At 65.7% G+C, this 24,964-nt stretch carries 23 protein-coding genes and 3 tRNA genes; 9 read left to right on the top strand and 17 right to left on the bottom strand.

The window, feature by feature from the left end:
* Window positions 1-144: 144 nt before the first annotated feature.
* From ETC07_RS14630 to ETC07_RS14605, 6 genes are read left to right on the top strand one after another with little or no spacing between them, the layout of a single operon-like run.
* Entirely contained in the window at window positions 145-2,964 is a 2,820-nt protein-coding gene (locus ETC07_RS14630) for a monovalent cation/H+ antiporter subunit A (protein WP_136249259.1), read from the top strand.
* Window positions 2,964-3,314, top strand: coding sequence for a Na+/H+ antiporter subunit C (locus ETC07_RS14625; RefSeq protein ID WP_136249258.1), 351 nt, complete (start codon window positions 2,964-2,966; stop codon window positions 3,312-3,314). The genes ETC07_RS14630 and ETC07_RS14625 overlap by 1 nt, the downstream gene beginning before the upstream one ends.
* Window positions 3,311-4,822 (top strand): monovalent cation/H+ antiporter subunit D, encoded by a 1,512-nt coding sequence (locus ETC07_RS14620; protein WP_136249257.1) that lies wholly within the window; start codon window positions 3,311-3,313, stop codon window positions 4,820-4,822. Before ETC07_RS14625 ends, ETC07_RS14620 begins: the two co-directional genes overlap by 4 nt.
* Window positions 4,819-5,316, top strand: coding sequence for a Na+/H+ antiporter subunit E (locus ETC07_RS14615; protein WP_136249256.1), 498 nt, complete (start codon window positions 4,819-4,821; stop codon window positions 5,314-5,316). Before ETC07_RS14620 ends, ETC07_RS14615 begins: the two co-directional genes overlap by 4 nt.
* Window positions 5,310-5,579, top strand: coding sequence for a K+/H+ antiporter subunit F (locus tag ETC07_RS14610; RefSeq protein ID WP_136249255.1), 270 nt, complete (start codon window positions 5,310-5,312; stop codon window positions 5,577-5,579). Before ETC07_RS14615 ends, ETC07_RS14610 begins: the two co-directional genes overlap by 7 nt.
* 11 nt (window positions 5,580-5,590) lie before the next feature.
* Window positions 5,591-6,019, top strand: a complete 429-nt coding sequence (locus ETC07_RS14605) for a Na+/H+ antiporter subunit G (protein WP_136249254.1) — start codon at window positions 5,591-5,593, stop codon at window positions 6,017-6,019.
* Between the two features lie 97 nt (window positions 6,020-6,116).
* Here the strand turns inward: ETC07_RS14605 and hemH are convergent, their stop codons facing one another.
* The 10 genes from hemH to rnr form a co-directional block, all read right to left on the bottom strand.
* Window positions 6,117-7,202, bottom strand: a complete 1,086-nt coding sequence (hemH, locus tag ETC07_RS14600; protein ID WP_136249253.1) for a ferrochelatase — start codon at window positions 7,200-7,202, stop codon at window positions 6,117-6,119.
* 246 nt (window positions 7,203-7,448) lie between these two features.
* A complete protein-coding gene (locus ETC07_RS14595; protein WP_136249252.1) occupies window positions 7,449-7,751 on the bottom strand; it encodes a DUF6482 family protein in 303 nt (100 codons plus the stop codon).
* 114 nt (window positions 7,752-7,865) lie between these two features.
* A complete protein-coding gene (locus tag ETC07_RS14590) occupies window positions 7,866-8,159 on the bottom strand; it encodes a hypothetical protein (RefSeq protein WP_136249251.1) in 294 nt (97 codons plus the stop codon).
* 66 nt (window positions 8,160-8,225) lie between these two features.
* The gene (gene dnaB / locus ETC07_RS14585; RefSeq protein WP_136249250.1) at window positions 8,226-9,614 is read right to left on the bottom strand and encodes a replicative DNA helicase; all 1,389 of its coding nucleotides are present in this window, start codon (window positions 9,612-9,614) and stop codon (window positions 8,226-8,228) included.
* A gap of 147 nt (window positions 9,615-9,761) precedes the next feature.
* Window positions 9,762-10,208, bottom strand: coding sequence for a 50S ribosomal protein L9 (gene rplI / locus ETC07_RS14580; protein WP_136249249.1), 447 nt, complete (start codon window positions 10,206-10,208; stop codon window positions 9,762-9,764).
* Window positions 10,209-10,223: 15 nt separating this feature from the next.
* Window positions 10,224-11,075 (bottom strand): hypothetical protein, encoded by an 852-nt coding sequence (locus tag ETC07_RS14575; RefSeq protein WP_136249274.1) that lies wholly within the window; start codon window positions 11,073-11,075, stop codon window positions 10,224-10,226.
* Between the two features lie 12 nt (window positions 11,076-11,087).
* On the bottom strand, window positions 11,088-11,315 hold the full coding sequence (gene rpsR / locus ETC07_RS14570) for a 30S ribosomal protein S18 (protein ID WP_136249248.1): 228 nt from the start codon (window positions 11,313-11,315) through the stop codon (window positions 11,088-11,090).
* Window positions 11,316-11,347: 32 nt separating this feature from the next.
* A complete protein-coding gene (gene rpsF, locus ETC07_RS14565) occupies window positions 11,348-11,722 on the bottom strand; it encodes a 30S ribosomal protein S6 (RefSeq protein WP_136249247.1) in 375 nt (124 codons plus the stop codon).
* Between the two features lie 205 nt (window positions 11,723-11,927).
* Window positions 11,928-12,731 (bottom strand): 23S rRNA (guanosine(2251)-2'-O)-methyltransferase RlmB, encoded by an 804-nt coding sequence (rlmB, locus tag ETC07_RS14560; RefSeq protein ID WP_136249246.1) that lies wholly within the window; start codon window positions 12,729-12,731, stop codon window positions 11,928-11,930.
* A 19-nt stretch (window positions 12,732-12,750) separates the two neighbouring features.
* On the bottom strand, window positions 12,751-15,132 hold the full coding sequence (gene rnr / locus ETC07_RS14555; protein WP_136249245.1) for a ribonuclease R: 2,382 nt from the start codon (window positions 15,130-15,132) through the stop codon (window positions 12,751-12,753).
* 232 nt (window positions 15,133-15,364) lie between these two features.
* On the opposite strand from rnr, the gene ETC07_RS14550 reads away from it, so the two are divergent.
* Window positions 15,365-15,451, top strand: a tRNA-Leu gene (locus ETC07_RS14550).
* Between the two features lie 67 nt (window positions 15,452-15,518).
* Window positions 15,519-15,605, top strand: a tRNA-Leu gene (locus tag ETC07_RS14545).
* A 138-nt stretch (window positions 15,606-15,743) separates the two neighbouring features.
* Here ETC07_RS14545 and ETC07_RS14540 read toward each other — a convergent pair.
* Window positions 15,744-16,601, bottom strand: a complete 858-nt coding sequence (locus ETC07_RS14540; protein ID WP_136249244.1) for a DNA/RNA non-specific endonuclease — start codon at window positions 16,599-16,601, stop codon at window positions 15,744-15,746.
* 23 nt (window positions 16,602-16,624) lie between these two features.
* Window positions 16,625-16,900: an Lrp/AsnC family transcriptional regulator gene (locus ETC07_RS14535; protein WP_136249243.1), complete on the bottom strand. Its 276-nt coding sequence runs from the start codon at window positions 16,898-16,900 to the stop codon at window positions 16,625-16,627.
* Window positions 16,901-17,242: 342 nt separating this feature from the next.
* On the opposite strand from ETC07_RS14535, the gene ETC07_RS14530 reads away from it, so the two are divergent.
* Window positions 17,243-17,557 carry a high-potential iron-sulfur protein gene (locus ETC07_RS14530; RefSeq protein WP_136249242.1) on the top strand — a complete coding sequence of 105 codons (315 nt, stop codon included), beginning with the start codon at window positions 17,243-17,245 and terminating at the stop codon, window positions 17,555-17,557.
* 64 nt (window positions 17,558-17,621) lie between these two features.
* Here ETC07_RS14530 and ETC07_RS14525 read toward each other — a convergent pair whose 3' ends face one another.
* From ETC07_RS14525 to ETC07_RS14505, 5 genes are all read right to left on the bottom strand, one after another.
* Window positions 17,622-19,175 (bottom strand): SpoVR family protein, encoded by a 1,554-nt coding sequence (locus tag ETC07_RS14525; protein ID WP_136249241.1) that lies wholly within the window; start codon window positions 19,173-19,175, stop codon window positions 17,622-17,624.
* Between the two features lie 20 nt (window positions 19,176-19,195).
* Window positions 19,196-20,485 (bottom strand): YeaH/YhbH family protein, encoded by a 1,290-nt coding sequence (locus ETC07_RS14520; protein WP_136249240.1) that lies wholly within the window; start codon window positions 20,483-20,485, stop codon window positions 19,196-19,198.
* Window positions 20,486-20,555: 70 nt separating this feature from the next.
* Window positions 20,556-22,478, bottom strand: coding sequence for a PrkA family serine protein kinase (locus ETC07_RS14515; protein WP_136249239.1), 1,923 nt, complete (start codon window positions 22,476-22,478; stop codon window positions 20,556-20,558).
* Between the two features lie 211 nt (window positions 22,479-22,689).
* Window positions 22,690-24,702, bottom strand: coding sequence for an NADPH-dependent 2,4-dienoyl-CoA reductase (locus ETC07_RS14510; protein WP_136249238.1), 2,013 nt, complete (start codon window positions 24,700-24,702; stop codon window positions 22,690-22,692).
* A gap of 185 nt (window positions 24,703-24,887) precedes the next feature.
* Window positions 24,888-24,964, bottom strand: a tRNA-Asp gene (locus ETC07_RS14505).

The following is a 24,964-nucleotide window of genomic DNA, read 5'->3' as shown; positions in this document are numbered from 1 at the left end:
CGCCCGATGCGTTAAGGTATTGCGATTCAATCACTTCATGGAGCTCGACCGGCCCTGGGACGGATGCAACGCCCTACCACTAGCGTGCGCCCCCTCGGCATGATGACGCTCCGACATGACGCAACCGAGCAGGATGACTGATCGATGACCTTGTTGTGGATAGCACTGCTACCCCTTCTCGGCGTTCTGGTGCCGGCCTTCGGGGCCGGCCTGAGACGCCGGGAATGCTCCCTGGCCACCGCCGCCCTGCCCGCCCTGGCATTGTTGCTGATGCTGGCGGAAGTGCCTGCCCTGCTCGATGGCGAGACGCTGCGTTTCGCCGTCGACTGGATACCATCTCTGGGCCTGGAGCTGGCCTTCCGGCTGGACGGCCTGTCGCTGCTGTTCAATCTGCTGATCCTCGGCATCGGCCTGCTTATCCTGCTCTACGCGCACTTCTATCTGGACCCGGACGAACCCTATGGGCGCTTCTACGCCTACTTGATCCTGTTCATGGCCTCCATGGTCGGCATCGCCATGGCCGACAACCTGCTGCTGCTATGGGTCTTCTGGGAGCTCACGAGTCTCTCGTCCTTCCTGCTGATCGGCTTCTGGTCCCACCGCAGCGATGCCCGCAAGGGCGCACGCATGGCGCTGACGGTGACCGGCGCCGGCGGCCTGGCGCTGCTGGCCGGCTTCCTGCTGCTTGGCGATATCGTCGGCAGCTACGAACTCGACACCGTGCTGGCCAGTGGCGAGACGATCGTCGCCGACCCGCGCTACCCGCTGACCCTCGCCTTGGTGCTGCTGGGCGCCTTCGCCAAGTCGGCCCAGTTCCCCTTCCATTTCTGGCTGCCCCACGCCATGGCGGCGCCGACACCGGTCTCGGCGTATCTCCACTCGGCGACCATGGTCAAGGCCGGCATCTTCCTGATGGCGCGCCTGCATCCGGCGCTATCCGGCAGCGAGCTGTGGACCCTGACGGTTTCCCTGGTGGGCATGACCACCATGCTCTATGGCGCCTGGTTCGCGCTGATGAAGACCGACCTCAAGGGCATCCTGGCGTTCTCCACGGTCAGCCACCTGGGCCTGATCACCGTGTTGTTGGGCATCGGCAGTCCCATGGCGGTGCTGGCGGCGCTGTTCCACATCATCAACCACGCCACCTTCAAGGCGGCGCTGTTCATGGGCGCGGGGATCATCGATCACGAGGCCGGCACCCGCGAATTGTCGCGCCTGGGTGGGCTGCGCCGTGCCATGCCGCTGACCGCCGTGCTGACCACGATCACCGGCGCCGCCATGGCCGGCGTGCCGCTGTTCAACGGCTTCCTTTCCAAGGAAATGCTGTTCGCCGAGACCCTGACGTCGCCGGTCCTCGGCGGCCTGAGCTGGCTGATGCCGGTGCTGGCGACCGCCGGCGGCGTGCTATCGGTGGCCTATTCGCTGCGCCTGGTACACGCGGTGTTCTTCAAGGCACCGACCCAAGAGCCACCTAAGACGCCCCATGAGCCGCCGCGCCTGATGAGCGCCCCGATGGCGCTGCTGGCCACACTGTGTGTGCTGGTCGGCGTGTTCCCGTCGGCGCTGGCCGGCGGCCTGCTCGACCTGGCCAGCCGCGCCGTGCTGCTGGCGCCGCTGGACTTCCACCTGGCGCTCTGGCATGGCATCAACCTGCCGCTGGCGATGAGCGCCGTGGCGCTGGTCGCCGGGGCCGGGCTCTACGCCGCCCACGCTTATCTGCGTCGCTTCCTGCGCGGCTTCAAGCCGGTGGATGCGCGCCTGGTGTTCGAGGCCGGCGTACAGCGCGCGGGGAATCGCGCCGAGGCCCTGCTGAAGCGCCTCGACAACGCTTCATTGCAACGTTACATGGGGCTGCTGTTGCTGGTCTCGCTGATCTTCGTCGCGCTGGGCCTCGGCAAGATGCCGAGCCTGGCCGGCGAGGCGCCTCAGCGGCCGGTGGACGGCATCCTGCTCACCGGCGCGGCGCTGCTGATGTTCAGCGGCTTGGCCACCGTGGTCACCCACCGCTATCGCCTGATCTCGCTGCTGATGCTATCGATGGTGGGCCTGCTCGTCTCGCTGACCTTCGCCCGCTTCTCCGCCCCCGATCTGGCCCTGACCCAGCTGTCGGTAGAGGTGGTGACCATCATCCTGTTGATGCTGGCGCTGTTCTTCCTGCCCCAGCGGACGCCGCGCGAATCCTCGCTGCCGCGCAGCCTGCGCGATACCGTTTTGGCCGGGGCCCTGGGCATGACCGTCGCCAGCCTCAACTACGCGGTACTGACACGAAGCAACGCCAGCATCTCGGATTTCTTCCTCGACAATAGCGTCTCCGGTGGCGGCGGCCACAACGTGGTCAACGTCATCCTGGTCGACTTCCGTGGCTTCGATACCCTCGGCGAGATCACGGTGCTGGCCATCGCCGGCCTGGCGATCTTCAAGCTGCTCAACCGCCTGCGCCTGTTCATGCCGCACAGCGACACCGAGGGCCGGCTGTGGTGCCCGGATCGCTATCCGATGATCCTCACCACCATCTCCCAGACGCTGCTGCCGCTGGCCCTGCTGGTCTCCGCCTTCATCTTCCTGCGCGGCCACAACCTGCCGGGCGGTGGCTTCATCGCCGGTCTGATCACCGCCGTGGCGCTGATCCTGCTGCTGATCGCCCGCGGCGTGGAGTGGGCCCAGGCGCGCCTCGACTTCCCCTATCAACCGGTGGCCATCGCCGGCGTGGGGCTGGCGACCCTGACCGGCCTGGGGAGCTGGCTGTTCGACCGGCCCTTCCTGACCTCCGCCTTCGGTCATTTCCAGCTCCCGCTGATCGGCGAATTCGAGTTGGCCACGGCGCTGATCTTCGACCTCGGCGTCTACCTGGCCGTGGTCGGGGCGACACTGATGATCCTGGCCAACCTCGGCAAGGTGACCACGTTGCACCGCCCGGTGAAGGACGCACATTCCCCCGCCACCAGCGGCAAGGAGAAACGCTGATGGAAAGCCTCTATGCCATCACCACCGGCGTGCTCAGCGCCTGTGGCTTCTACCTGATCCTCCGGGGACGCACCTTCCCCGTGGTGATGGGACTGACCCTGCTGTCCTATGCGGTCAACCTGTTCCTGTTCTCGATGGGCGGGCTGACCACCCACGGCGCGACGATCATCGACGGCAAGACGTCGTATGCCGACCCCTTGCCCCAGGCGCTGGTGCTGACCGCTATCGTCATCGGCTTCGCGATGACCGCCTTCGCGGTGATCCTGGCGATGCGCGCCCGCGGCGACATGGGTAACGACCACGTCGATGGCGGCCGCAATCGCGAAGATCGAGAGGAGACGCGCCGATGAGCCCCCACCTGATCGTGCTGCCCATCGTCCTACCGCTGATCGCCGGCGTACTGCTGCTGCGCACGCGCCAAGGCAACCCGCGCATCAAGCGTTGGCTCGGCGTGGGCGCCACCCTGGCGCTGGTGGTGATCTCCGCCTTGCTGGTCGAACGCGCCTCGAGCGGCGAGATCGCCTACTACGCCCTGGGCGACTGGCAGCCGCCCTTCGGCATCGTGCTGGTGCTCGACCGACTCTCGGCGCTGATGGTGCTGCTCACCTCGGTGCTGGCGCTGGGCTGCGTGATCTTCGCCTGCGGCGGCGACGACGAGCAGGGCAGCAACTTCCATGGCCTCTTCCAGCTGCAGCTGATGGGCATCAACGGTGCCTTCCTGACCGGCGACCTGTTCAACCTCTTCGTGTTCTTCGAGGTCCTGCTGCTGGCCTCCTACGCCCTGCTGCTGCATGGCGGCGGCAAGTCGCGCACCCAGGCCGCCGTGCACTACGTGGTCCTCAACCTGGCCGGCTCGTCGCTGTTCTTGATCGCCGTGGGCACCCTCTACGGCGCCACCGGCACCCTCAACATGGCCGACATGGCGGCGCGGATCGCCGAGCTTCCCGACGATCGCACCGGGCTGGTGACCGCCGGCGCGCTGCTGCTGCTAGTGGTATTCGGCCTCAAGGCGGCCATCCTGCCGCTGTATTTCTGGTTGCCACGCGCCTATGCCGCGGCCCCGGCCCCGGTGGCGGCGCTGTTCGCCATCATGACCAAGGTCGGCATCTACGCCATCCTGCGTGTCTTTTCGCTGATCTTCGGTGAGCAGGCCGGCGGCCTGGCCGCCCTGCAGCAGCCCTGGGTGTGGTGGCTGGCGCTGGCGACCCTGGCGGTGGCGACCCTCGGGGTGATGGCCGCCCGCGACCTGCGCCTGCTGGTGGCCTATCTGGTCCTGGTCTCGGTGGGCACCCTGCTGGCCGGCATCGGCATGGGCACGACCGAGGCGACCGCCTCGCTGCTCTATTACCTGATACACAGCACCCTGGTCACCGGTGGCCTGTTCCTGCTCGCCGAGATGATCGGCCTGCAGCGCGGCAAGGCCGGCACGCGTATCGTTCGCGGTCGCCCGCTGACCCAAGGTGGTGCCCTGGCGATGCTGTTCCTGGCCGGTGCCGTGGCCGTGGCCGGCCTGCCGCCGCTGTCCGGTGCCATCGGCAAGGCGCTGCTGCTCGACGCCGCCACCCCCGAGCAGCAGCCCTGGCTCTGGCCGTTGCTGCTGATCAGCGGACTGGCCGCCATCATCGCCCTGTCGCGGGCCGGCTCGACGCTGTTCTGGCGGAGCCAGAAGGGCGAGCGCGACGGCGAACCGCTGCCTCGCCAGCACTGGGTTGGGGCGACCCTGCTGCTGGCTACCTCGCCGCTGCTGGTGGCATTGGCCGGCCCGGTGAGCGACTACACCCAGGCCGCCGCCGAGCAGCTGGCCAACCCCGATGCCATGGTTCGCACCCTGCTGTCCGACGCTGGAGACGCCTCATGATTCGCTCTCGTTCCTGGCTTCCGATTCCGATGCTGTCGCTGCTGCTGCTGGTGGTCTGGCTGCTGCTGGTGCGCAGCCTGGCCTTCGGCCAGTTCCTGCTGGGCGGCGCCCTGGCCATCGCCATCCCCTTGCTGACCTATCGCTTCTGGGACGTGCAGCCCAGCGTCAAGCGGCCCGGCCTGCTGCTACGCTACGTGCTGCGGGTGCTGGGCGACATCGTGGTCGCCAACTTCCAGGTGGCCTGGCTGATCCTCAACCCGCGTCAGCGCTCGCGGCCCCATTTCGTGGAATACCCGCTGATGCTCGAGGAGCGCTTCACCATCACCCTGCTGGCCAGCACCGTCAGCCTGACCCCGGGGACGGTATCGGCCAACCTGCGTATGGACGGCCGGACGCTGCTGATCCATGCCCTGGATGTGGAGGATGACGAGGCGCTGATCGAACAGATCCGCGAACGCTACGAGCGCCCGCTCAAGGAGATCTACGAATGCTAGACATCGCCCTGAAGATCAGCCTGACACTGGTGATGTTGGCCCTGCTGCTCAACACCTTCCGCCTGACGGTGGGGCCCACCCTGCCCGATCGCATCCTGGCGTTGGACACCATGTACGTGAACTCCATCGCGCTGATCGTGCTGCTCGGCCTGTGGCTCGGCACCAAGACCTACTTCGAGGCGGCGGTACTGATCGCCATGCTCGGCTTCATCAGCACCGTGGCGGTATGTAAGTACTTACAGCGCGGCGACATCATCGAATAGGAGAGCCCAGCATGTCGTTCTACGTGATTCTCGAGGCCATCATCTCGCTGCTGCTGATCGCCGGCGGAGCCTTCGCCTTCATCGGCTCGCTGGGCATGGCCCACCTGCGCGACTTCTACATGCGCCTGCACGGGCCGACCAAGGCCACCACCATGGGCATCGGCTGCACCCTGGTGGCCTCGATGCTCTACTTCGGCATCGCCGACAGCGAACCCGTGGTGCAGGAGATCCTGATCGCCCTGTTCCTGTTCATCACCGCCCCGGTGAGTGCTCACTTGCTGGCCAAGACGGGCCTGCACCTGCAGCTCAAGTACGTCGACAAGACCCGCGGGCACCCCGTGGAGCTGCAGGAGGAAGAGGTCGGCCAGACGCCGGTGCCCCACGGCTCGCCTCCCGACCGCGGCCCCATCACGCTCGACAAGCGCCCGCCCAGCCAGTGACACCCCCCAGCACTTGCCATACCCAACATGCGACAGGCGGCCCCTTGAAGGGCCGCCTGTCGCGTTTCGGTGCGCCTTGTCTCGGCGTCGACGACGGCTACAACCAGCCCGCCAACTCTTGGCGCGCGATCGCCTCCAGCGCCGTGACATGATCGTCACGGGCGTTCAGGCAAGGAACGTAGGTGAAGGTCTCGCCGCCGGCCTCGAGGAAGGCATCGCGGATCTCCTGCTGGACCTCTTCCAGGGTCTCCACGCAGTCGGCCGAGAAGGCCGGCGAGATCACCGCGATATGACGACGCCCCTCGCGGGCCAGCTCGGCGACCCGCTCGACGGTCGCCGGGCCCAGCCATTCCTCCGGCCCGAACTTCGACTGGAAGGTGGTCTCGATCGCCGCGTCCGCAAGGCCCAGCCGCTCCTTCAGCAGTCGGGTCGTCTGGTGGCAATGACAGTAGTAGGGATCGCCCTGGTCGAGGTAACGCTTCGGTACACCATGATAAGAGGCCACCAGCACCTCCGGCGTCGACTCGACGGCCTCGTAGGTCTCGCGCACCGAGGCGCCGAGCGCCTCGAGATAGGACGGATGCCGATAGTAGGCGGGCACGGTACGGATCGCCGGCTGCCATTTGAGCCGCATCAGGGTACGGAAGGCCTGGTCACAGGCGCTGGCGGTGGTCGGTGAGCCGTACTGGGGATACAGCGGGAAGAACAGGATGCGCTCGCAACCGCGGGCCTGCAGGCGGCGCAGCACGCTGTCGGTGGAGGGATTGCCATAGCGCATGCAGAAGTCCACCTCGACTTCATCGCCATAGGCCGACACCAGCCGCTCGGTTAGCTTCTCGGTCTGCTCCCGCGTGATGGTCAGCAGCGGGCTCTCGTCGCGTTCCTGGTTCCAGATGCTGCGATAGGCCTTGCCCGAGACGAAGGGGCGCCGGGTCAGGATCACCAGCTGCAGCAGCGGCTGCCACAACCAGCGGGGGTAGTCGACGACTCGACGATCGGACAGGAACTCGCCGAGATAACGACGCAGCGAGCCATAGTCGGTGGCATCCGGCGTGCCGAGATTGACCAGCACCACACCGACCTTGGCGCGGGGCAGCGATGGATGTTCGGCGCCCGCGTGTCGCAGCCGCCCCTCCCCCGATGAGTCCCGCTCGGAATCGGACAAGTGCTCGAAGGCTGCCATGGCGCGCGCTCCCCGTGATCGGCATGAGACGAAACTGATGGCGTCAGCCTATCATCACGAGCGATCAGGAGAAATAAAGTTGTACTATCAACGCCATTTGTACAGCTTTTCGAGAGCCTGCCTGACCCTCGATGACGCATCAGCCGCTATCGGCCCGCCGGCCGCGAGGGGCTCAACGGTCGTGTGAGGCACCTGGAGGATGGCCGGCCAGCCGAAGGGACAGGCCCCGGCGTGATGACACGGCCATCAGAACACCAGCGGCATGCGCGACGCCAAGGGTTCATGGTAGTGGGCCGCGCGACCGATCATCTCGTCATGGGGCACCCGATGCACCAGGTAGGCGCGATGGATGCCGGCACGCTTGAGCTCGAGATAGATATCATCCAGGGCGCGGAAGAGCATCGGCTTGCCGCGCCGGGTCAGCAGACGACGCCGACCTTCGACGTCTTCCAGCTCGATCTGATAGACGCGACTGCCGGCATGGCTGATCACGCGGATCTCGAAGTTCTCGTGCCGGGCCGTGAAGGCCTCGAGCTCATTGATGTCCATGCTGCCCTCCATCGAGGTCGTTCAGGGGGAATGCGCTGCAGTCTGCCCCGCTCAGATGACAGGACGATGACAGGCGCGCGCCGCCCTGTCGGCGATGGAAGGCGCCGGTGGGTCTTACTGGTAGTCGGCGGGGTTGAGCGCCTTGCCCAGCGAATTGCGGTCGACCCAGTTGCCGGCCTTGGTCTCCTTGTAGCGAAACACCACCCGATCGCCGACGGCCACCGGCAGCTCGGTGTCCTCGGTCTGATAGCTGTAGTCCACGCCATCCACCACCAGCTGGTAGCGGTAGAGATCCGGCATGCCCAGCCACTCCTTGAACGGCCCTTCGCGCTCCACGGACTGCAATTCACCGCGCGCCTCGAGTTTCGGGGTGCGCCGTCGGTTACCACGCTGAAATCCGCCTGCCATGGTGCTCCTCCAATGTTCTGTTCGGGGGGTGGGGATTATACGGTGCCGACCGCCCCGCTCAAGGGGTCACTCGCCGAAGGAGTCGCCGTAGCTGTCCGGCGCCAGGTCCTCGAAGCGTGTGTACTTGCCGATGAAGGCCATATGCACCGTGCCGATCGGCCCGTTACGCTGCTTGCCGATGATGAATTCGGCCAGCCCCTGGTTGTCGGGGTTATCCGGATTATAGACCTCATCGCGGTAGACGAAGCCAATCAGGTCGGCGTCCTGCTCGATGGCGCCGGACTCACGCAGATCCGACATCACCGGGCGCTTGTTGGGTCTCTGCTCCAGCGAGCGGTTGAGCTGCGACAGCGCCACCACCGGGCAGCCGAACTCCTTGGCCAGGCCCTTGAGCGAGCGCGAGATCTCCGAGATCTCACCGGTACGGTTCTCGGAGAAGCCCGGCACCTGCATCAGCTGCAGATAGTCGATCATGATCACCGCCAGGTTACCGTGCTCGCGCACCACCCGGCGAATCCGCGAGCGCATCTCGTTGGGCGACAGGGCCGCGGTGTCGTCGATGAACAGCTGCTTGTCCTTGAGCAGGTTGACCGCCGAGGTCAGACGCGGCCAGTCCTCGTCCTCGAGCTGGCCGGTACGCACCCGGGTCTGGTCGATGCGGCCAAGGGACGAGAGCATACGCAGCATGATCGACTCGCCGGGCATCTCCATGGAGAACACCATCACCGGCTTGTCGCTCGAGATCACCGCATGCTCGACGAGGTTCATGGCGAAGGTGGTCTTGCCCATGGAGGGACGCCCGGCGACGATCACCAGGTCCGACGGCTGCAGCCCGGAGGTCATGTCATCCAGGTCGCGGAAGCCGGTCGACAGGCCGGTCATCTCGCCCTGCATGTTGAACATCTCGTCGATGCGATCCACCGCCTTGGCCAGCAGGTCGCTCATGCCCACGGGGCCACCTTCCTTGGGCCGCTCCTCGCTGATCTGGAAGACCAGCCGCTCGGCCTCGTTGACCAGCTCGTCGGCGGGCCGCCCCTGGGGGGCGAAGGCGCTATCGGCGACCTGGCTGGCGGCATGGATCAGCTTGCGCAGGGTGGCGCGCTCGCGAACGATGTCGGCATAGGCGCGGATGTTGCTGGCGGACGGCGTGTTGCGCGCCAGTTCCGCCAGGTTGGCCAGCCCGCCGACGGTCTCCAACTGGTCACGCCCCTCCAACGCCTCGGACAGCGTCACCACGTCCAGCGGCCGCGTGCCCTCGGCCAGCTCCGCCATGACGTTGAAGATCAGGCGATGCTCATAACGATAGAAGTCGTTGGCCACCAGACGGTCGGCCACGCTGTCCCAGGCCTGATTGTCGAGCATCAGCCCGCCGAGCACCGATTGTTCGGCCTCCAGCGAGTGAGGCGGCACCTTCAGCGCCGCGGTTTCCCGATCGAGCTCGAGGGGTTCGTTCATAGGGGCGAGCACCTTTGCAACATGAGCCGGCACATTCTACCGCGAAGGACGCCTCGCGCCCCAGCCGGGGGAAAGATATGCCACAGGCAAGCAAAAAGGGCGCGAGGATTTCTCCTCGCGCCCCTGGTGTCCGCGGGGGAGTCGGGCTTATTCGGCCACGACCACCACGCGCACGGTGGCGTCGACTTCGGCATGCAGGCGCAGCACGATGTCGTATTCGCCGGTCTGACGGATCGGACCTTCCGGCATGCGGACTTCGCTCTTCTCTACCTCGATACCGGCAGAGGAGATCGCGTCGGCCAGGTCGCGCGGACCGATGGAACCGAACAGCTTGCCTTCGTCGCCGGACTTGGCGACCAGTGACAGCTCGATGTCGTTGAGCTGTTCGGCGCGCGCCTCGGCCTCGGCCTTGCGCTCGTTGGCCTGGGCCTCGAGCTCGGCACGCTGGGCCTCGAAGGCCTCGATGTTGCTCTTGGTGGCCGGTACGGCGAGGCCGTAGGGCACCAGGTAGTTACGGCCATAACCGGGCTTGACGGTGACCTGGTCACCCAGACCGCCCAGCTTGCCAATCTTGTCGAGCAGAATGACTTCCATCTCGTAAACCTCTTGTCAGTCGCTGCGGCCGAGTCGTCCGCGGATATCCACGAACGCATCGATCAAGGCCGCAAGCAGCACGATGAGAATCATGGGCCAGGTGGTGATCAGCAACACATAGAAGGCGACCAGCCACAGCCCGTTCATTCCCTTCAATCCGATAACACCGTGCACCAGCGCGATGCCGGCCACCAGCGGCGCCACCCAGAGCATCAGGCCCACACCGGGCAGCACCAGCAGTGCGCCGACGATGAGCATCGCCATCAGCACCAACAGCTCGCGCGGTGTCAGGCGCAGCGCATGGAACTCCTCGCGAAAGCCACCGGGGTTGTAGAGCCCCGCCTGCCAGCTCCTGGCCAGGGCCAGGCAAGCCACCGCGGCCAGCATCACGATCAACCCGGTGATGCCGGCGATCAGCAGCTCGGCCAGCGGTTCGCTCTCGACCCCTTGGCGCGACAGCTCCTCCAGCATCGAGGCGAACTCCGGCGAGCCCTGGCGGAGCTGCTCCAGCAGCGGGCCGACCCCGCCCGGTGGCAGGAAGAGTCCCAGCTGGATCATCGCCGCCCCGGCGAGGGCGCCGACGATCAGCGCCTCGCTCCAACGCATGCGCGAGCGCAGCACCACGGCCATCAGCGTGACCAGCAGGATGCAGGCCAGCGGGATGATGTCGCCCCGGGTCCACCACCAGCCCGCCGGTACGGCGGCGGCGGTGATCACCGGCAAGGCCGGTGCCAGGCCGCGGCGTAGCGTGACCAGGCCGGCGATCGCCGCGCCCAGCCAGAACAGCCAGGGAACCAGGCTGGCCACGGCCGCCCCGGCAGCGGCCTGGGGCATGCCGCGCATCATCCAGCGAGCGACGGGCAGCATCACGCTAGCGTCTTACTGGTGGCTATCGGTGTAGGGCAGCAGCGCCAGGTAGCGAGCCCGCTTGATGGCGGTAGACAGCTGACGCTGGTAACGGGCCTTGGTCCCGGTGATGCGGCTGGGAACGATCTTGCCGGACTCGGTGATGTAGGCCTTGAGGGTGTCCAGATCCTTGTAATCGATCTGCTTCACGCCTTCAGCGGTAAAACGGCAGAACTTGCGGCGACGGAAAAAGCGTGCCATGGGAAAGACTCCTTAGCGTGCGATGGTGTGGCTTAGGCGGACTCGGCGGGACGCGACGGCTTCTCGTCACGACGGGCGCGCTTGTCTTCCACCGGCTTCATCATCGGGGAAGCCTCGGTGACGACTTCCTTACAACGCACGACCAGGCTGCGGATGATGGCGTCGTTGAAGCGGAAGATGTTCTCGATTTCCTCGAGAGTCTCGCCGCTGCACTCGACGTTCATCAGCACGTAGTGAGCCTTGTGGATCTTGTTGATCGGGTAGGCCAGGTGACGGCGCCCCCAATCTTCGAGGCGATGCACGGTGCCGCCGTTCTCGGTGACGATGCTGGTATAGCGCTCGACCATCGCCGGGACCTGCTCGCTCTGGTCCGGGTGGACCATGAACACGATTTCGTAATGACGCATGGATTCTCCTTGCGGTTTGACAGCTTCCAGAGAGACAGGAGGGCCTCAGGGGAAGCAAGGAGGTGATTATCGAAATACACGACGCCCGCTCGTCGGACGAACGGGCGCCAGTATCTTAAAGACTACGCGACGCAAGCGCAAGCCAAAGGGCCGAATGCCTCGACGATCCGCCGCCAGCCGGCTTCCCGGCACGCGGCGGCGCGCCTCAGGCGCCGGGCGTCGAGTGTCGCTGCCTGACGGCTTCGAACAGGCCGATGCCGGTGGCCACCGAGACATTGAGGCTCGAGACGCTGCCGGCCATCGGCAACTTGACCAGCTGGTCGCAGGCCTCGCGGGTCAGCCGGCGCATGCCCTTGCCCTCGGCCCCCATCACCAGCGCGGTGGGCCCGGCGAGATCGACCTCGAACAGGTTCGCCTCGGCCTCGCCGGCGGTACCGGTGATCCACACGCCAAGCTCCTTGAGCTTGCCGAGCGACCGAGCCAGGTTGGTGACCTGATAGACCGGCACGCTCTCGGCGGCGCCACAGGCCACCTTGCGCACCGTGGCGTTGAGCGGTGCCGACTTGTCCTTCGGCACCACCACGCCGTGGGCACCCGAGGCATCGGCGCTGCGCAGGCAGGCGCCGAAGTTGTGCACATCGGTGACCCCGTCGAGCACCAGCAACAACGGCGCCGTGGCGCCCGACCAGCCCTGGAGCCGATGCCAGAGCGCGGCCTCGGCCTCGAAGGCCAGCGGCCGGCAGAAGGCCACGATGCCCTGGTGGGCGGCCCCCTGGGCGAGTCGATCCAGATCATCGCGGGGATGCGCGATCACCCGGCTGCCCTGGGCCCGGGCCTGGTCGACCAGCTCGGCGAGGCGACCGCCGGCTTCACCTTCCTGCCACCAGAGTTCACGCGGCGCCTCGCCTCGTTCGAGCAGGGCTCGCACCGCATGCACGCCATAGACGACATCCAGCCCACCCGGCGCCTTGGGCCCGCGACGCGGCGCGGGCTTATGTTTCGCTTTCATCGACATCTCATCATCTGCCTCAACGACGGCGCGGGCCACGGCGGCGGCGCTTGTTGCGACCGTTATTCTCGCCGTCGCCTGCCGGCTGGCTCTGGGCGTCATCCTTGGCCGGCGCCTGGCCACGAGGCTTGCGCGACTTGCGTTTCGGCTTAGGCTTGGGCTGGTCGGCATCCAGCTCGAAGTCGATCTTGCGATTATCCAGATCGACCCGCGCCACCTGCACGGAGACACCGTCGCCGAGGCGATAGCTCGTGCCGCTGCGCTCCCCCTTGAGGCGATGCTTCTCCGCCTCATAGTGGTAGTAGTCGGAGGGCAGCGAGGTGACATGCACCAGGCCCTCGACATAGAACTCGTCGAGGCGCACGAAGATACCGAACTGGGTCACCGAGGCGATGGTACCGCTGTAGACCTCGCCGAGTTTGTCGGACATGAACTCGCACTTCAGCCAGCTCTCTACGTCGCGGGTCGCGTCATCCGCGCGACGCTCGGTCATCGAGCTTTGCTCGCCCAGCTCGAGCATCTGCTCGAAGGTATAGGGGCACCACTTGCTCGGCGGCTCGACCGGCGCACCCTCGGCACGCAGCACGGTGTTGGTCTGGCGCGGTCCACGGATCACCGACCTGATCGCTCGGTGCACGATCAGGTCGGGATAGCGGCGGATCGGCGAGGTGAAGTGAGCATAGGCCGGATAGGCCAGGCCGAAGTGCCCTTCGTTTTGCGGCGAATAGACCGCCTGGCTCATCGAGCGCAGCATCACCGTCTGGATGATATCGGCGTCGTCGCGACCACGAATGCTCTCGGCCAGCGTCCGGTAATCCTGGGGCGTCGGCTCGTCACCACCGGGCAACTCAAGCCCCAGCTCGCTGAGGAACAGGCGCAGCTTGTCGAGACGCTCCGGCGAGGGGCGCTCGTGGATACGATACAGCGCCGGCAGGTCGTGCTTGTCGAGGAAACGAGCGGTGGCGACGTTGGCCGCCAGCATGCACTCCTCGATGATCTTGTGGGCCTCGTTGCGCGAGCGCGGCACGATCTTCTCGATCTTGCGTTCGTCGTTGAAGACGATCGCCGTCTCGGTGGTCTCGAAGTCGAGGGCGCCGCGCTCCACGCGGGCACCACGCAGCACCTCATAGAGGGAGTGCAGGTCCTTGAGCGGCTTCACCAGCGCGCTGTACTGCTCGCGCAGGGCATCCGCCTGCTCGTCCTCGCCATCGAGGATCGAGGAGACCTTGTTGTAGGTCAGGCGAGCATGGGAGCGGAACACCCCTTCATAGAAGCGGTAGCGGCTGATCGCCCCTTTCTGGGAGATGTTCATCTCGCAGACCAGCGCCAGGCGGTCGACATCGGGGTTCAGCGAACACAGGCCGTTGGAGAGTAGCTCCGGCAGCATCGGCACGACCTGCCCCGGGAAGTACACCGAGTTGCCACGGCTGATCGCCTCCTGATCCAGGGGGCTACCCGGACGCACGTAGTGCGACACGTCGGCGATGGCCACCAGCAGCTTCCAGCCACCGGACTTGGTCTTCCAGGCGCAGACGGCATCGTCGAAGTCGCGGGCCGATTCGTCGTCGATGGTCACCAGCGGCAGGTCGCGCAGGTCGACGCGGTGAGCCTTGTCTTCCTCGGCCACCTCGGCGGACATGCTGGCGATTTGGTCCTGCACCTCAGGCGGGAACTCACAGGGGATCTCGTAGCTGCGGATGGCGATATCGATCTCCATGCCGGGATCCATACGCTCCCCCATCACCTCGGTCACCTCGCCCACCGGCTGCACCCGGGTCGCCGGCTGCTTCACGATCCGGGCCGAGATCACCTGGCCATCGCGGGCGCCACCGTTGGCGTTGTGAGGAATGATGACTTCCTGGGCGATGCGCGGATTCTCGGGGATCAGCACGCCGAACTCAGGCGTGTTCTCGCGATAGACGCCGACGATGTGCTGGGTATTGCGTGCCAGCACCTCGGCGATAGTGCCCTCCTCACGGCCACGGCGATCGCGACCGCTGACGCGCACCAGCACATGGTCATTATGGAAGACCCGGCGCATCTGCCGGGGCGGCAGCACCAGGTCAGGCTTCTTGCCGTCGTCGCGCAGCAAGAAACCGATGCCGTCGCGATGACCGAGCACCCGCCCCTTGATCAGGTCGAGCTTGTCGATCAGCGCATAGGCCCCTCGACGATTGCGCAGCACCTGACCGTCGCGCTCCATCGCCGACAGCCGGCGGCGCACCGCCTCCTGCAGATCCTCGTCCTCGAGGCCCAGCATCTCGCTCATGGCCTCGTGGGTGACCGGCTTGCCACACGCCTCGAGTCGCGCCAGCAGGTATTCGCGGCTAGGCGCCGGCTTGTCGTACTTGTGTGCCTCGCGGCTGGCGTGCAGGTCGTCGCTGAGCGTCCAGTGATTCATGCGGGGAGCATCCTTGGCAGGGTCGGGGACGGCATGGAGGGCGTGGCACTCGCGCGCCGCGGGCATGTGATGATGCAGTCTGAGTATCGTGTCATGGCGGCAGTATAGCGTCGCGAAGAGATGCACCCAACCATGTAGCGCCGCGGGAAGCACAGAAGGCGACAAAAAAGGTCGCTGTGACCGACATCGAAGCTTGCATTTTCGAAGATATGCGGTAATATACGCGCCACTTGCCCAGATGGCGGAATTGGTAGACGCGCTAGCTTCAGGTGCTAGTGTCCTTACGGACGTGGAGGTTCAAGTCCTCTTCTGGGCACCATTTAGATAGACTGTCAGCGGTTTTGTCAGCTATCACGCTCTTTAATAGCTCGAATCGCTCGTGTTTCGCCCAGGTGGCGGAATTGGTAGACGCGCTAGCTTCAGGTGCTAGTGTCCTTATGGACGTGGAGGTTCAAGTCCTCTCCTGGGCACCATTTCGCGTTATGCAGAGCACGGTTCGCCAGAACCTCCCTTCCTCATTGTTACTCGCTAGATATCCCCGGCCGCACACGTTGCGGTTTTTCGCGTGCCCATGAATCGCATGCCGCCACGTCGGCGCAGCCTTACGCCTCTCACTCGAAGCGTCCCGGCAGCTCGGATACCGCCTCGAGCCCCCAGCCCGCCGTCGCCACCCGACCTTCCAGGGTGCGTTCGCTGGCATCCGCCAGGTTCGGGAAGAAGTCGAGCCCGGTCAACGCCTCGATGCGATCGATGCTGACCACGAAGCGATCGAGCGGCTCGTCGCCGTGCACTTCCTGCGGCATCACGAAGGCCAGCGCCCGAGGCCGCTCCCCCGGCACCACCAGAATCTTGTAGAACGCCTCGGGCACCTCTATCAGCCCGACCCGATGCAGCATGCCGCTCGCGAAGTCGGCATCGAAGATCGGTCCGACGATGACCTGCAGGGCCCCGTGTCGTGGCACGAAGCGATCGATCACCACCTCCTCCAGGCGCTGCCAGAGACGGCGATTCAGGTCCGGGCGCTGGGGCACCATGTTACTCATCAGGAAGGTGTCGTACTGGGCGGAGGCGCCATGCACCCGGGCGATGGCATAGTTCGGCGCCAGGTGGCCACGGTCATAGCCGCTGCGTCGGTAGCTGTCCGGCGTCACCGGCCATAGGGTACGCCAGTCGCGGCGGAAGCCCGGGCGGTCGCCGACCTCGGCCGCACGATCGCCGCGCAACACATAGCTGGCCCACAGCGGGCTGACCCTCACGTCTGACCAGCCGACCAGGAAGCCGTCGTTGCGCAGCACCCGGTGCAGGCTCAGCGGCGTCAATCGCTCCCAGGTCGGTACGCCCATCCAGCTGAGGCGCTCGCGCACCTCACGCTCCTCGGCGTACCACAGCCCGCTGCCCACCGCCGCGAAGAGCGCGGCGATGGCCAGTCGGCGCAGCGAGCCGCGCCAGGAGAGCAGGCGTCTCGGCATGACCGCGAGGCGGACCGGCCGCCTTACCAGCCCAGCGCGAACATGGTCTCGAGATCGTGGCGCGAGTGCACCTGCATGGCATTGAGAGTCTCGGTCTCGCGGAGGCCCTCGACGTCGTCGAGGCGCCCGGTCACCAGCTCCGCCAGGCTCTCGAAGTCCCGCGTCCGAGCGATGGCGACCAGGTCGTAGCGGCCACAGGTGGAGAACACCTCGCTGATGCCATCCACCTCGGCCAGACGCTCGGCCACGGACTTGACCTGGCCCTTCTCGGTGTTGATCAGGATCACGGCATTCTGCATGGGGCTCTCTCCCTCTGGCATCGGCTCTCGGCGGCGGGCCCGCCGTCACTACGGCGAGTATAACAGCGTCCACGCCGGGGCAGCACCACCGGCACACGACGCCTCGAAGGCACGGCAACGAAGAAGGCCAGCGCATGCCCACGGTCACACGACCCGGGAGGCTGTCGCGGACGGCGCGACTCGAAAAAGTGTATACATTTCACCCTGGATAAATGTATACAGCTATCCTAGGCTAGAGGGAGGAGACCGGGCCTCCGCCGTGACGTCGAGAACGACGCCGCCCGACGCAAGACCACAACCATAAACCGTGACCCGAACCACCTAAAAGAATGAGGAGCCCACATGGCCAATCATAGCCGTCGCGATTTCATCCGCCACAGCCTGCTGGGCCTGGCGGCCCTGCCGCTGGGAGCAGGCCTGCTGTCCCAACGCGCCCTGGCCAAGGACCTGCCACGACTGGACCCGCAGAACAGCCAGGCCAAGGCACTCAACTACGTGGAAGAAGCCAGCGAGGCCAGCGATCACCCGGCCTATGCCGAGGGCGAGACCTGCGACAACTGCATGTTCTACCAGGCCGATAACCAGGGGTGCCAGCTGTTCCCGCAGAACAGCGTCGCCCCCGCCGGCTGGTGCCAGTCCTGGACCGCCCAGGGCTGACCGCCCCGCCCCTTCCGAACGGCCCGCACCTCCCGGCGCGGGCCGTATCGCCGCCCGACTCGCCTTATCCCTCCTTCTGCTCTGCCTCGGGCAGCGGCCACTGGTAGCGTCGCACGGCCTCCCCCTCTTCCATGGACTCGAGCTGCACCGGGAAGCCCCACAGCTGATGCAGGTGACGCATCACCGGATAAACGCTGCGGGCCAGCGGGCGCCGCCCATCCTGAACATGACGCAGGGTCAGCGAGCGGTCACCACGGATATCCGCCGACCAGACCTGGATGTTGGGCTCACGCACCGACAGCGCATACTGGACGGCCAGCCCGTCTCGGATCCGCTGATAGCCGCGATCATCGTGAATGGCGCTCACCTCGAGCATCTCGTCGCGGTCGTCATCGAGCACCATGAACAGCTTGAGGTCGCGGATCACCTTGGGCGACAGATATTGCTGAATGAAGGACTCATCCTTGAAGTTGCGCATGCCGAAGTGCAGCGTTTCCAGCCAGTCGCTACCGGCGATATCGGGGAACCAGCGGCGATCCTCCTCGGTGGGATGCTCACAGATCCGCCGCAGGTCGGTGAACATGGCGAAGCCCAGTGCGTAGGGGTTGATGCCGCCGTAGTGCGGACTGTCGAAGGGCGGCTGCTGGACCACCGCGGTATGCGATTGCAGGAACTCCAGGATCACCCCCTCGTCCACCAGTCCATCGTCGTACATCCGGTTCATCAGGGTGTAGTGCCAGAAGGTCGCCCAGCCTTCGTTCATCACCTGGGTCTGGCGCTGGGGATAGAAATACTGGGCGAGCTTGCGCACGATGCGCACCACTTCCCGCTGCCAGGGCATCAGCAACGGCGCGCTCTTCTCGATGAAATAGAGCAGGTTCTCCTGGGGCTCGGGGGGATAGCGCCCGCCGGCGTGCAGGCCGAGCGGGTCTTCCTCGTCGCCAATGGCCTGTCGCCCCTCCTCCTGCGGGCGCCCGGGAATGGTGCTCCACAGCGTGTTGACCTGGGCCTGGAGATACTCCGAACGTTCCTGCTGACGACGCACCTCTTCCTCGGCGGAGACCGGGGAGGGTCGCTTGTAGCGATCGACGCCATAGTTCTGCAGGGCATGGCAGGCATCGAGCAGTTGCTCGACCGCGGTGACGCCATGGCGCTCCTCGCATTCGGCGAGATAGCGCCGGGCGAACAGCAGGTAGTCGACGATGGAGCCGGCATCGGTCCAGGTACGAAACAGGTAGTTACCCTTGAAGAAGGAGTTATGGCCGTAGCAGGCGTGGGCCATCACCAACACCTGCATCATCAGGGTGTTCTCTTCCATCAGATAGGCGATGCAGGGGTCGGAGTTGATGACCAACTCGTAGGCCAGCCCCATCTGGCCGCGACGATAGGCCTGCTCGACGGCCAGGAACTGCTTGCCGAAGGACCAGTGATGATAGCCCACCGGCATGCCCACGCTGGCATAGGCATCCATCATCTGCTCGGTGGTGATGACCTCGATCTGGTTGGGGTAGGTGTCCAGCCGATACTCGTCGGCCAGCCGCGCGATCTCGGTCTCGAACTGCTCCAGGATCTCGAAGCTCCAGTCGGAGCCACTGGCGATGGGCTTGCGTTCGGTCATGCTGCCTCCTTGGCCTCGCCTCAGGACTGGGCCGTGCGACGCTGAAACAGGTCGCGGAACACCGGGTAGATGTCACCGGCTTCGACGATCTGACGCATGGCGAAGCGCTCGGGGTACTCGGCCTCGACCTTCTCGTATTCCTCCCACAACGCCTGGTGCGCATGGGGCGTGATCTCTACATAGGTGAAGTACTGCAGGCGAGGCATCAGGGTCTTGGCCAACCGGTCGCGACAGGTCAGCGAGTCGTCGTCCCAGTTGTCGCCATCGGAGGCCTGGGCCACATAGAGGTTCCACTGGGTCGGCGGATAGCGGTCGTCGATGATCTCGTCGACCAGCGTCAGGGCGCTGGAGACGATGGTGCCGCCGGTCTCACGGGAATAGAAGAATTCCTCTTCGTCGACCTCCTTGGCGGCGGTATGGTGGCGCACGAAGACCAGCTCGACCTTCTCGTAGTTGCGCTCCAGGAACAGGTAGAGCAGCAGGAAGAAGCGCTTGGCGATGTCCTTGTGGGCCTGGGTCATGGAGCCCGAGACATCCATCACGCAGAACATCACCGCCTTGCTCGACGGCTGCGGCTGATTGACCAGGTTGTTGTAGCGCAGGTCATAGGTATCGATGAAGGGTACCGCCTCGAGGCGCTTCTCGAGGCGCTCGATCTCGGCCTTGAGCTCGCCGATCCGCGCCGGGTGGCGCAGCACCGGATCCTTGCGCTCCTCGACTTCCAGCGCCTCCTGCGCCTCGCGCAGGGCCCGCCGGATAGGCCCGCGCATGGCGATGCGTCGGGCCTGGGCCTCGCGCATCGAGCGCACGATGTTGATCCGCGCCGGCACCCCGTCGCGAGTGAAGCCGGCCCGCACCGGACGCACCTCGTCGAGGTCCACCAGGTTCTTGCGCTCCAGGTGGGGTAGCTCCAGGCCGTCGAAGACGAAGTTCAGGAACTCCTCGCGGGACAGGGAAAAGGCGAACTCGTCCATGCCCTCCCCCTGGTTGGAGGCACCGCCTTCGCCGGCCCCGTCGCCGCCTCCACCACCTCCACCGGGACGGCGCAGGCGATCCCCCTCGACGAACTCCTTGTTGCCGGGCGCGATGATGCCACGCCGGCCGCCGGGGCCGTGCTGGAAGACCGGTTCGGAGATATCCCGGGCGGGAATCGATACCTTCTCGCCGCGCTCCATGTCGGTGATGGAACGGCGGTTGATCGCCTCCTCGACGGACCGCTTGATATGGGTGCGATAACGATCGAGGAAGCGCTGGCGATTGACCGCGCTCTTGTGCTTGGCATTGGCACGACGGTCGATGAAGTAGGTCATGTGGACCTCCTGGGCTGCCCTTCGCCCGCGCCAGGCGTCCTCCAGGGACGCCCCGCGCGACCCTCGATGGCTACTGTGACTTGCGCACCCGCAGATACCATTCGGAGAGCAGGCGTACCTGCTTCTCGGTATAGCCGCGGTCGACCATGCGGGCCACGAAGTCCTCGTGCTTCTTCTGGTCCGCGGTGGAGGCCTTGGCGTTGAAGGAGATCACCGGCAGCAGCTCCTCGGTGTTGGCGAACATCTTGTGCTCGATCACGCCACGCAGCTTCTCGTAGGACTGCCAGCTGGGGTTCATGCCGTTGTTCTGGGCACGGGCCCGCAGCACGAAGTTGACCACCTCGTGACGGAAGTCCTTGGGATTGGAGATGCCGGCCGGCTTCTCGATCTTCTCCAGCTCCTCGTTGAGCGACTGACGATCGAACAGCTCGCCGGTCTCGGGGTCGCGATACTCCTGGTCCTGGATCCAGAAGTCGGCGTAGGTGACGTAGCGGTCGAAGATGTTCTGGCCATACTCGGAGTAGGACTCGAGATAGGCGGTCTGGATCTCCTTGCCGATGAAGTCCACGTAGCGTGGCGCCAGGAACTCCTTGATGAAGCGCAGGTAGCGCTCGAAGGCTTCCTTGGGCAACTGCTCCTGCTCGAGGCGCTGCTCGAGCACGTACAGCAGGTGCACCGGGTTGGCCGCCACCTCGACGTTGTCGAAGTTGAACACCTTGGCCAGGATCTTGAAGGCGAAACGCGTGGAGAGTCCATCCATGCCCTCGTCGACCCCGGCGGCATCGCGGTACTCCTGGATCGACTTGGCCTTGGGATCGGTATCCTTGAGGTTCTCGCCGTCGTAGACCCGCATCTTGGAATAGACGCTGGAATTCTCCGGCTCCTTGAGCCGCGAGAGCACCGAGAACTGCGCCAGCATGCGCAGGGTATCCGGCGCACAAGGCGCCTGGTTGAGCGAGGAATGCTCGAGCAGCTTCTTGTAGATGTTGATCTCTTCGCTGACCCGCAGGCAGTAGGGCACCTTGACGATATAGACCCGGTCGAGGAAGGCCTCGTTGTTGCGGTTGTTGCGGAAGGCCTGCCATTCGCTCTCGTTGGAGTGCGCCAGCACGATGCCATCGAAGGGAATCGCCCCCATGCCCTCGGTGGGGTTGTAGTTGCCCTCCTGGGTGGCGGTCAGCAGCGGATGCAGCACCTTGATCGGCGCCTTGAACATCTCGACGAACTCCATCAACCCCTGGTTGGCCCGGCACAGGCCACCGGAAAAGCTGTAGGCGTCCGGATCGTCCTGGGAATAGAGCTCGAGCTGGCGGATATCCACCTTGCCGACCAGCGAGGAGATGTCCTGATTGTTCTCGTCACCGGGCTCGGTCTTGGCGATAGCGATCTGGTTGAGCCGCGAGGGATAGAGCCGCACCACACGGAACTCGCTGATGTCACCGCCGGTCTCCTTGAGACGCTTGGCGGCCCACGGCGACATCACGCTCTTCAGGCAACGCTGGGGGATGCCATACTCCTTCTCCAGCAGCTCGCCGTCATGTTCCGGCGAGAACAGCGACAACGGCGACTCCTGCACCGGCGAGCCCTTGATCGCGTAGAAGGGCACATATTCCATCAACAGCTTGAGGCGCTCGGCGAGCGACGACTTGCCGCCGCCGACCGGGCCGAGCAGGTAGAGGATCTGCTTCTTCTCCTCGAGCCCCTGGGCGGCATGGCGGAAGTAGGCGACGATCTGCTCGATCGCCTCCTCCATGCCGTAGAACTCGGCGAACGCCGGATAGCGCCGGATGATCTTGTTGGAGAATATCCGCGACAGGCGCGGGTCCTTGGCCGTGTCGATCACCTCGGGCTCGCCGATGGCCGACAGCATTCGCTCGGCCGCACTGGCATAGGCCGAAGAATCCTCGCGGCAGAGTTCCAAGTACTCCTGCAGGCTCATCTCCTCCTGCCGGGTTCGTTCGAAGCGGTTCTGCACATGATCGAAGATGCTCATCGATGCCTCCTTAAAGCCCGGGGCCCCGGCCTGGCAATCCTGCCCTGGGTGGCCGGGTCGGTAGCTTCAGCGTAGCCAGCTCAACCGGACGATGGCGCCCGGAACCTTCAACGCAGGGCCACACCTTCCTATGAGCCCCCGAACCCGAAGCGGTTCACCGCGAGAGACACGCCGCCTGAAACGCCGATGACCCGCCACCGGCACCGCCTCACTAGAGGCTGGCGGCCAACCGCACCCCCTGGTCGATGGCACGCTTGGCATCGAGCTCGGCGGCCTTGTCGGCGCCACCGATGACATGCACCGACACGCCGGCCTCGCGCAACGGCTCCAGCCCGTCACGCACCGATTCCTGCCCGGCACAGATCACCACGCTATCGACCTCCAGGCACCTCGGCTCGCCGTCGACACGCAGGTGCAGGCCGGCATCGTCGATCCCCACGTAGTCACAGCCGGCCAGCATCTCCACGCCGCGATGGCGTAACGAGGCGCGGTGTACCCAGCCGGTGGTGACCCCCAGGCCGCGGCCGGGCCGGCTGGTCTTGCGCTGCAGCAGGGTGACGCGGCGCGCCACCGGCGGCCTCAGCGGCGCGCGCAACCCACCCGGCGAGGCCACCGACAGGTCCACGCCCCACTCATCGCACCAGGCATCGGCATCCAGGGCCGGATGGCCGGCGTGGGTCAGCCGTTCCGCCACATCGAAGCCGATGCCACCGGCCCCGATGATCGCCACCCTTGCCCCCACCCGTTCCGGCTGCTGGATGGCCAGCGGATAGGAGATCACCTTGGGGTGATCGATGCCCGGCAGGTCGAGGCGCCGCGGCCGCACCCCGGTCGCCAGCACCACCGCATCGAAACCCTGCAGCTCGTGAACGCTCGGCTCGACGCCCAGCCTCACCGTCACGCCATGCTTATCGAGCATCACCCGGTAGTAACGCAGGGTTTCATCGAACTCCTCCTTGCCGGGAATGCGTCGCGCATGATTGAACTGGCCGCCGATCGCCGCCTGGCGCTCGAACAGTGTCACCGCATGGCCGCGCTCGGCGGCGGTGACCGCGGCGGCGAGCCCCGCAGGGCCACCTCCCACCACGGCGATACGCCGCGCCACCTCGGTCGCGATGATGTGAAGCTCGGTCTCGTGGCCGGCACGCGGATTGACCAGACACGAGGTCGGCTTGCCCTGAAAGGTATGATCCAGGCAGGCCTGGTTGCAGGCGATACAGGTATTGATCTCTTCGGCCCGCCCCTCGTGGGCCTTGTCCACCCAGCCCGGGTCGGCCAGGAAGGGCCGCGCCATGGAGACCATGTCCGCATAGTCCTCGGCGAGCAGCCGCTCGGCCACCTCGGGCATGTTGATGCGGTTGGTCGCGATCAACGGCACCTCGAGCTCGGCGCGCATGCGTCTTGCGACCTCGGCGAACAGCGCCCGCGGCACACTGGTGACGATGGTCGGCACCCGCGCCTCGTGCCAGCCGATGCCGCTATCGATCGCGTCGGCCCCGGCCTCGACCACCGCACGCCCCAGGGCAACCACCTCATCATGGGTGCTGCCCTCCTCCACCAGGTCGATCATCGATAGCCGGAACAGGATCAAAACGTCGGGCCCGAGGGCCTCGCGAATACGTCGCACCACCTCGACCGGGAAGCGGATGCGGTTGTCGAAGCTGCCGCCCCATTCGTCCTCGCGCCGATTGGTGCGCCGGCACACGAACTGATTGATCAGGTAGCCTTCGGAGCCCATCACCTCCACCCCGTCGTAGCCGGCCTCCCGGGCCAGGCACGCGCAGCGCACGTAGTCGCCCAAAGTACGTTCGATGTCCGCCGCGCTCAGCGCCCGCGGCGCCTGCGGGTTGATCGGCGCCTGAATCGGAGAAGGGGCCACCGGCTCGGCCGTATAGGCGTAGCGGCCGGCATGCAGGATCTGCAAGCAGAGGTGCCCTCCCTCGGCATGCACCGCCTCGACCAACTGTCGGTGCTCGGCCACCTGCTCGACGCGCTCCAGGGTCGCGCCGCCGGCGAAGACCGCCCCCTCGGCATTGGGCGCGATGCCGCCGCCGACAATCAACGAGACCCCGGCACGAGCGCGCTCGGCATAGAAGGCCGCCAACCGGGAAAATCCGTCGGGCGCCTCCTCCAGGTTGGTGTGCATCGAGCCCATCACCACGCGATTGGGCAGCTGCAGCGGGCCCAATTCAATGGGGCGAAAAAGATGCGGGAAGTCAGTCATGCTCGGGAGCCCTCAGACCGTCAACAGGAATTAAAACAACTGTATGATAGTCTTGCGGGAAGCGCAAAAACCGCCGGCTGTATCGGCCGGCAAAGCGCGGCACATGAAGCGGGCGAAACGCGTGAAAGGCGAACACGAAAAGGCCCCGTGGCATGAGCCACGGGGCCTTGGGAATTCTGAGCAGATGGCGGACCGGACGGGACTCGAACCCGCGACCTCCGGCGTGACAGGCCGGCATTCTAACCAACTGAACTACCGGTCC

This window comes from Halomonas borealis (genome assembly GCF_004798905.1).
GTDB classification, from domain to species: domain Bacteria; phylum Pseudomonadota; class Gammaproteobacteria; order Pseudomonadales; family Halomonadaceae; genus Halomonas; species Halomonas borealis.
Note: the sequence above shows the minus strand (reverse complement) of the source record. Positions and strands in the feature narration are given on the sequence as shown.